The following is a 6,260-nucleotide window of genomic DNA, read 5'->3' on the forward strand; positions in this document are numbered from 1 at the left end:
CAACGGTGAGCTGGCCGATCTGTTTGTATAAATCCTCTATCAGGTTTTGTATGTTGTGACTTTCCTTTCTGTCCTTCTGGGCTGTCGAGAAGAGATTGGGAAGCCCCTCCAGTGCCTCCTTCTTCCACCTGGTCAGCATGGACCGGTGGACTTCGTATTTAGATGCCAGCTCAGAAATCGTGTTCTGTTCTTTAATCACTTCAACCGCAACTTTTGCTTTGAACTTGTCGCTGTAATTCTTTCTCATGGACCTCCTTTGTCTGGTGAAAATCGAACCGGGCTTTTAGCACGTCAAGTGTCTCTTAGCAACCGGTTCAGATTTCGGGGTCCATTATATATTGGGGGTGTAAATTTACTCCTCCGAAAGTTGAGAATATAATATTGAAATCTGCCCTGCCCGTGTTATATTGTTGTGAAAATAAAAAATATCAGAGAACCTGACTAATCTGAAATAAAAGGAGACGAAATGAACACAAATCTTTCCTATCAACAGACCGGGGTAATGACCCGGGTCAATACGTTTATCAGAAGCACATACAACTGGATGGCCATCGGTCTTGCCGCCACCGGCCTGACCTCATATTTTGTATCTGAAAGCCCTGCCGTAATGCAGGCCGTATATGGCACCCCCATCATGCCCTGGGTATTGTTCATCGGTCTTATTGTCATGTGCGGATTTATAAGTGCACGGATTCAAAAAATGCAGGCAAGCACGGCCACAGGTCTTTATGTTGGCCTTACTGTACTTTACGGCATCTGCATTGCCCCGATCTTTATGATTTATACCCGGGCATCCATTGCCTCCACCTTCTTTATCTGCGCTGCGACATTCGGTGCCGCAAGCGTTTACGGTATGATAACGAAAAAAGACCTTACCGGGATGGGCCAGTTTTTGATGATGGGCTTGATCGGTATATTTATTGCCATGATTGTCAATGTATTCCTGCACAGCTCAGCCATGCAGACCATTATCTCCATGGTTGCGGTTTTGCTGTTCACAGGTCTTACCGCCTATGATACCCAGAAACTGAAATCTATGGCAGTGACCCTTCCCATGGATGCAACGGGTGCCATGGTCCGCAAAGGTGCCATTCTTGGTGCCTTAAGCCTTTACCTTGATTTTATGGGATTATTTGTTCATCTGCTCAGCCTGCTTGGCGTGGCAAGGGATTAATTTAAGGGTTTTCTTTTGACAAAAATCCCGGAGCAGAAATTTTGTTCCGGGATTTTTAATTCTTCTATAAGCTCTTTAAGCTCTTTCTTATGGCCTTGCAGATCTTCTCACAGCATTGCCGGGTCAGGCTCTCTTCGGGACCTTCAACCATCACCCTGAGCAACGGTTGGGTACCGGAATACCGCACAAGCACCCTGCCCTGGCGGCCAAGCTGTGATTCAACCTCTTTAATAGCATCTGCAACCATAGGCATTTTCATAAAGTCGGGACGAGATGCGTCCACGTCAACATTGATCAGGACCTGGGGATAAACAGTCATGACTTTGGCAAGTTGGGATAAGGGTGTATTGGTTTCCAACAATACCTCTATAAGCTTTAGTGCCGATAAGACACCGTCGCCTGTGGTATGTTCGTCCAGAAAAATCATGTGGCCTGAATCTTCCCCGCCGATGAGGGCACCGGTTTCTTTCATGCGCTCCAGCACTTTTCTGTCCCCTACCCCGGTTATTTCGTGCTTAATCCCCAATTGCGCCATGGCATTGCCAAATCCAACATTGCTCATGACCGTACTTACAACAATATTATTGCCAAGTTTTCCAGTCTGTTTGGCAAATCGGGACAAAATAGCCAGCAAGGTATCTCCTGTTATCTGCTGACCGGTCTCATCCACGGCAATCAAACGGTCGGCATCACCGTCAAAGGCAAGACCTAGGTCTGCGTTAATTTTTTTGACATGATCGCTTAAATCTTTTGTATGCTGGGAACCGCAATCTTTATTTATATTTGTTCCGTTTGGCTGGTTATGGATAAAATTTACATCAAAAATGTCAGGCGTGAATATTGCGGGAGCACAAAAACTGGCCGCGCCATTGGCTGTATCAATAACCAGTTTAAGTTTTTTCCTCTTTTTTTGAAAATTAAATTTATTAAGCAGAAACTGCGCATATCTGGCCTGGGCGTCATTTGCAGATGCAATGGTTCCAATTTTTGCAGGCAGATCAATGGGTGTCCCAAGGATAATTTTTTCAAGATCAGCTTCCTGGTCATCAGACAGTTTCATGCCGCCTTTTTGAAAAATTTTTATGCCATTATCATAATAGGGATTATGGGAGGCGGAGATCATGATGCCGGCACCGCAGGATTCAATGACGCTGGTCAGATACGCCACCCCGGGGGTGGGAATAACACCGGCTGTCATCACATCAACACCGGCACAGGCAATTCCTGCAGCAAGCGCCGATTCAAGCATCTGGCCTGAAATCCTGGTATCCCGGCCTATTACCACGCATTGGTTTGAAGACTTTTGGGTTAAAATGCCTACAGCCTGGCCTGTTTTCATGGCCAGGTCACATGTCATGGGATAGGTGTTTGCCCTGCCCCGTATACCGTCTGTTCCAAATAACTGTCCCATTGAAAATGATTATCCTGCTTTCTGATTTCTTTTAAATCATGCTCTTTTTAAATCATACTTCCAACCCAAACGCACCAATAATCCGGTCTTCAATGCCTTTAAGCCATGTTGACCCCATGATCGAAATCGACTCGTCAAGGCCCTGAATAATACCCACGTAATCCTTTTTGTTATGAATACTTTGAATGTCAATATGTTGTATAAATTTTTCCCCGTCCGGCCCAGGGGTTTTAAGATCATAATCAGCCTGATCAAATATCGCTGACGCCTGGGACAGTTTTTCCAGAACCGTGTCATGGACGGCAACAGCCTGACTTCCCTGCTCTTTTCCCCTTTGGAGCAACATCATCTTTGACGCTTCAAGTTTATTTCCAAACTCATTCAGCCGTTTTATCCGCTCCTGAATACAGATATCAATATTTTCCTGCAACCCTGAAACAAGCGCCTGGGACATCCAGTCCCAGGTAAAAAGCGTACGAATGAAACGATACCAGGCTTTTAAGGCATACAACCCTGAAATATAAAAAACATTTTCAGTGAAAATCCTGTCGGGCCGGGTGTAGATACCGGGACACCATTGAATGGAAGCACTTCTCATTGTCCCGCCCATGATTAATCGATTACACCGCAATTCACTGTTCCGGATAATGAACCCTGCGGCACTGATACATCCAAAGGCGATTCTAATCGGCCCCACAAGTCCACCCTGCCCCCCAAGGAACACAGGCCGCTGGTTGAGCATCACGCCCTGGTGGACATTGCCCATCATGGAGGCCGTTGCCTTGTCCTGGTTCGGCGTGTAATTAAAATGAATAAAGGAAGATCCCACCTCGGAATGATCCTTGCGGCTGGTGCCGCCGGCCATAAGACAATCGCAGAAATTGATCAGACTGCCAAGGGTGACAAAGGGAAAAAGAATGGTCTGCTTAAGCCCCACGGTGTGGGCGGCATTGGCCTGCTCTTCAAGAATGCAGCCCTTTCGCACATGCCCGCCCGAACCAAAAACATTGTCCCCCATGAACACGGTATCCTGAAAATATCCGCCGTTCAGCTTTGTACCTGGACCCATAAGACAGTTTTCAATTGTTACCGGCATTTCGTAACCAAGAACGGTGCCCGGCATGATCAGGGTTTTTGCTCCCAAAAGTTTGGTGCCGGAAAAAAGCGTTACCCCATCCGGGGATATGCGCTCAATATCAACCTCATCACCGATAAACACGGTGGATGGATTCGGAATATTCACCCCTTTTTTTAAGAGGGCCTTAATTTTTTTTATATTCATGGTTCAAATTTTATTCTATAAATACAAACCAGGCAAGCAAATCCATAATTGCAAGGAGAAATAAATATGAGCCCGGCTGGTTTGCTTTATCCGGATGACCCTTCCATAAAAAAACTTCATAAAAAACTAACAAAAACAGCCCAAAATCTTGGCGGGCCGGATCACCATCTGCGGCAGCTTTTAGGCCGTCCCGGACGGTTTTCCGATTTCAGTCTTGGCATTGACGGCTTTTTTATGGATTTTTCACGTCAGCGGCTTGATGAAAAGGCTTTAGCTTTGTTGCGCGAATCTCAAACGTTGTCCAATGCACTTAAAAAATTTAGTAAAATGACCCAAGGCAAAATCGTAAACTCCACCGAAAACCGTGCAGCGCTGCATACTGCGGCCCGGGGCACAGGCCCTTCACCTCTTTTATTCAAGGAGATGGACGTTAAAGCGCAGATGCAAGAAGTCAATGAAAAAATAGAACAATTCTGCGCATCAGTGCATGAAGGCAAAATCTGCTCGGCGTGCGGGAAACCCTTTACCCAGGCTGTTGTCATTGGTATTGGCGGTTCATATCTTGGGTGTGAATTTGTCTACCAGGCCCTGGCCGGGGCTGACAGAAAAATGGAACTTTTATTTCTGCCCAATGTGGATATTGACAATTTTGCCCGGGTTATTGAATCCATTGATCAAGAGACCACTCTCTGGATCGTGATTTCAAAATCCTATACCACCACCGAGACCATGGCCAATCTCAATCAGGTCAGCACATGGCTAAAAGCCCTTGGTATTGCCCCCTTGGATCACATGGTCACCATCACGGCAAAGGGAAGTCCCGGAGACGATCCCGATGCACCAGTACTCGCTTCCTTTCACATGTTTGATTTCATCGGCGGCAGGTATTCGGTATCCTCGGCTGTGGGGGGGGTGCCATTAAGTCTGGCTCTGGGGTATGATGTTTTCAAACGCTTTCTGGATGGCTGCAGGATAATGGATGACCATGTGCTGGAAAGTCCGGCAGAAAAAAATATCGCCTTAACCGCGGCCTTGATTTCCATCTGGAACACCCTGTATATGGGATATCCGGCCCAGGCCATTATTCCCTATGCATCAAGGCTGGCACGCCTGAGCCCCCATGTCCAGCAGCTTTATATGGAAAGCCTCGGCAAATCGGTTTCCCCCAAAGGGCAGCCTTTGACCCAGCCGGCCGGCACCATTATCTTTGGGGAACCCGGCACCAATGCCCAGCACTCATTTTTTCAGCTGGCCCACCAGGGAAAGGCCTTTCCCATTGATTTTATCGGCGTAAAAACGCCGGGATACACCGGGCTTCAGGCAATGTCCAAAGGGGTGACCAACCACCAGGAACTGTGGGCCAATCTTTTGGCCCAGGCCGGCGCACTTGCCCTTGGCCGCAGCTGCGATGACCCGGCCAGAAATTTTGACGGCAACCGGCCCTCAACAATCATTACCATTGATAACCTTGAACCCGAAAGTGTGGGGATGCTGCTCTCTTTCTACGAGGCCAGAACGGTTCTGGAAGGATTCATTCTCGGCGTAAACCCCTTTGACCAATTTGGTGTGGAGCTAGGCAAGGTCATGGCCGGGGATATCCGAAAGGAAATGGCTGCAAGGAATCTCGACCCGTCATATACGTTTGCATGTGCATCAAAAACAGATAATTTTTACTTGGATCTTCTGTTCCCCCAAAGCTGATATTTTAATCAATCCTGTTCCAGGCAAACAAAACCGCCTCGGAACAGGATGAAGAAATCAGGGAAATCTGTAAAGGGAGGCCCCCCAGGTCAGACCGGCACCAAGGCCTGCAAAGAGCACAACATCTCCGGATTTGCCAATGCGGCCGGTTTCAATGGCTTCATGAAGGGCCAAAGGAATGCTGGCAGCAGTGGTATTGCCGTATTTTTCAATATTATGGAAAATTTTATCTTCAGGCAGCTTGAAAAATTGGCCAAAGGCCTGGTTAATACGCTTATTGGCCTGGTGAGGCACCACAAGATCAATATCAGACAACTCCATTCCTGCTTTTTCCAGCACTTCCATGGTCACCTTGGGAAGCATGCGCACCGCTTTTTTAAATATGGCAGGACCGTCCATGACCGGAAAATATCGGGGGTCATCAGTGGAAACGCCATCGGGCATACGCTTTATAAGATTGGAAGCAGGCAGTTCGGTTTTTAAGGCCTCTGCAAAATGGCCGTCTGCATGCAATGCAGAGGCAATAAGACCCACATTTTCATCCGTGTCAACGGCTTCGATACATATGGCAGCTGCCCCATCACCGAAAATCACCGTCACATCCCTGCCCCGGGTGGTTTTGTCAAGGCCAGTGGAATGTACTTCAGCGCCCACCAGAAGAACCTTTGAGGCAAGACCGGATTTGATATAGG

The 6,260-nt window shown here is 47.4% G+C and carries 6 protein-coding genes; 2 read left to right on the plus strand and 4 right to left on the minus strand.

The genetic code is table 11. The features are described from left to right. The coding region (locus tag AB7U36_RS16360; protein WP_428160771.1) for a transposase at nt 1-247 on the minus strand (247 nt) is incomplete at its 3' end. Between the two features lie 219 nt (nt 248-466). Here AB7U36_RS16360 and AB7U36_RS16365 point away from each other — a divergent pair. Continuing rightward, a complete protein-coding gene (locus AB7U36_RS16365) occupies nt 467-1,174 on the plus strand; it encodes a Bax inhibitor-1/YccA family protein (protein ID WP_428160772.1) in 708 nt (235 codons plus the stop codon). A gap of 64 nt (nt 1,175-1,238) precedes the next feature. Here the strand turns inward: AB7U36_RS16365 and glmM are convergent, their stop codons facing one another. Together glmM and AB7U36_RS16375 are read right to left on the minus strand one after the other, a co-directional pair. Beyond that, nucleotides 1,239-2,585: a phosphoglucosamine mutase gene (gene glmM, locus AB7U36_RS16370; protein WP_428160773.1), complete on the minus strand. Its 1,347-nt coding sequence runs from the start codon at nt 2,583-2,585 to the stop codon at nt 1,239-1,241. Between the two features lie 52 nt (nt 2,586-2,637). After that, entirely contained in the window at nt 2,638-3,867 is a 1,230-nt protein-coding gene (locus AB7U36_RS16375) for a protein GlmU (protein WP_428160774.1), read from the minus strand. A gap of 66 nt (nt 3,868-3,933) precedes the next feature. On the opposite strand from AB7U36_RS16375, the gene AB7U36_RS16380 reads away from it, so the two are divergent. Beyond that, nucleotides 3,934-5,568, plus strand: a complete 1,635-nt coding sequence (locus AB7U36_RS16380) for a glucose-6-phosphate isomerase (RefSeq protein WP_428160775.1) — start codon at nt 3,934-3,936, stop codon at nt 5,566-5,568. Between the two features lie 57 nt (nt 5,569-5,625). Here AB7U36_RS16380 and AB7U36_RS16385 read toward each other — a convergent pair. Beyond that, on the minus strand, nt 5,626-6,260 hold a 635-nt coding region (locus AB7U36_RS16385), incomplete at its 5' end, for a 3-oxoacyl-ACP synthase III family protein (RefSeq protein ID WP_428160776.1).

This window comes from Desulfobacter sp. (assembly GCF_050177295.1).

Coding starts and splice junctions, on each gene's coding strand:
- AB7U36_RS16365 (WP_428160772.1), top strand. CDS start 467: ATGAACACAAATCTTTCCTATCAACAGACCGGGGTAATGACCCGGGTC.
- AB7U36_RS16375 (WP_428160774.1), bottom strand. CDS start 3,867: ATGAATATAAAAAAAATTAAGGCCCTCTTAAAAAAAGGGGTGAATATT.
- AB7U36_RS16380 (WP_428160775.1), top strand. CDS start 3,934: ATGAGCCCGGCTGGTTTGCTTTATCCGGATGACCCTTCCATAAAAAAA.
- glmM (WP_428160773.1), bottom strand. CDS start 2,585: ATGGGACAGTTATTTGGAACAGACGGTATACGGGGCAGGGCAAACACC.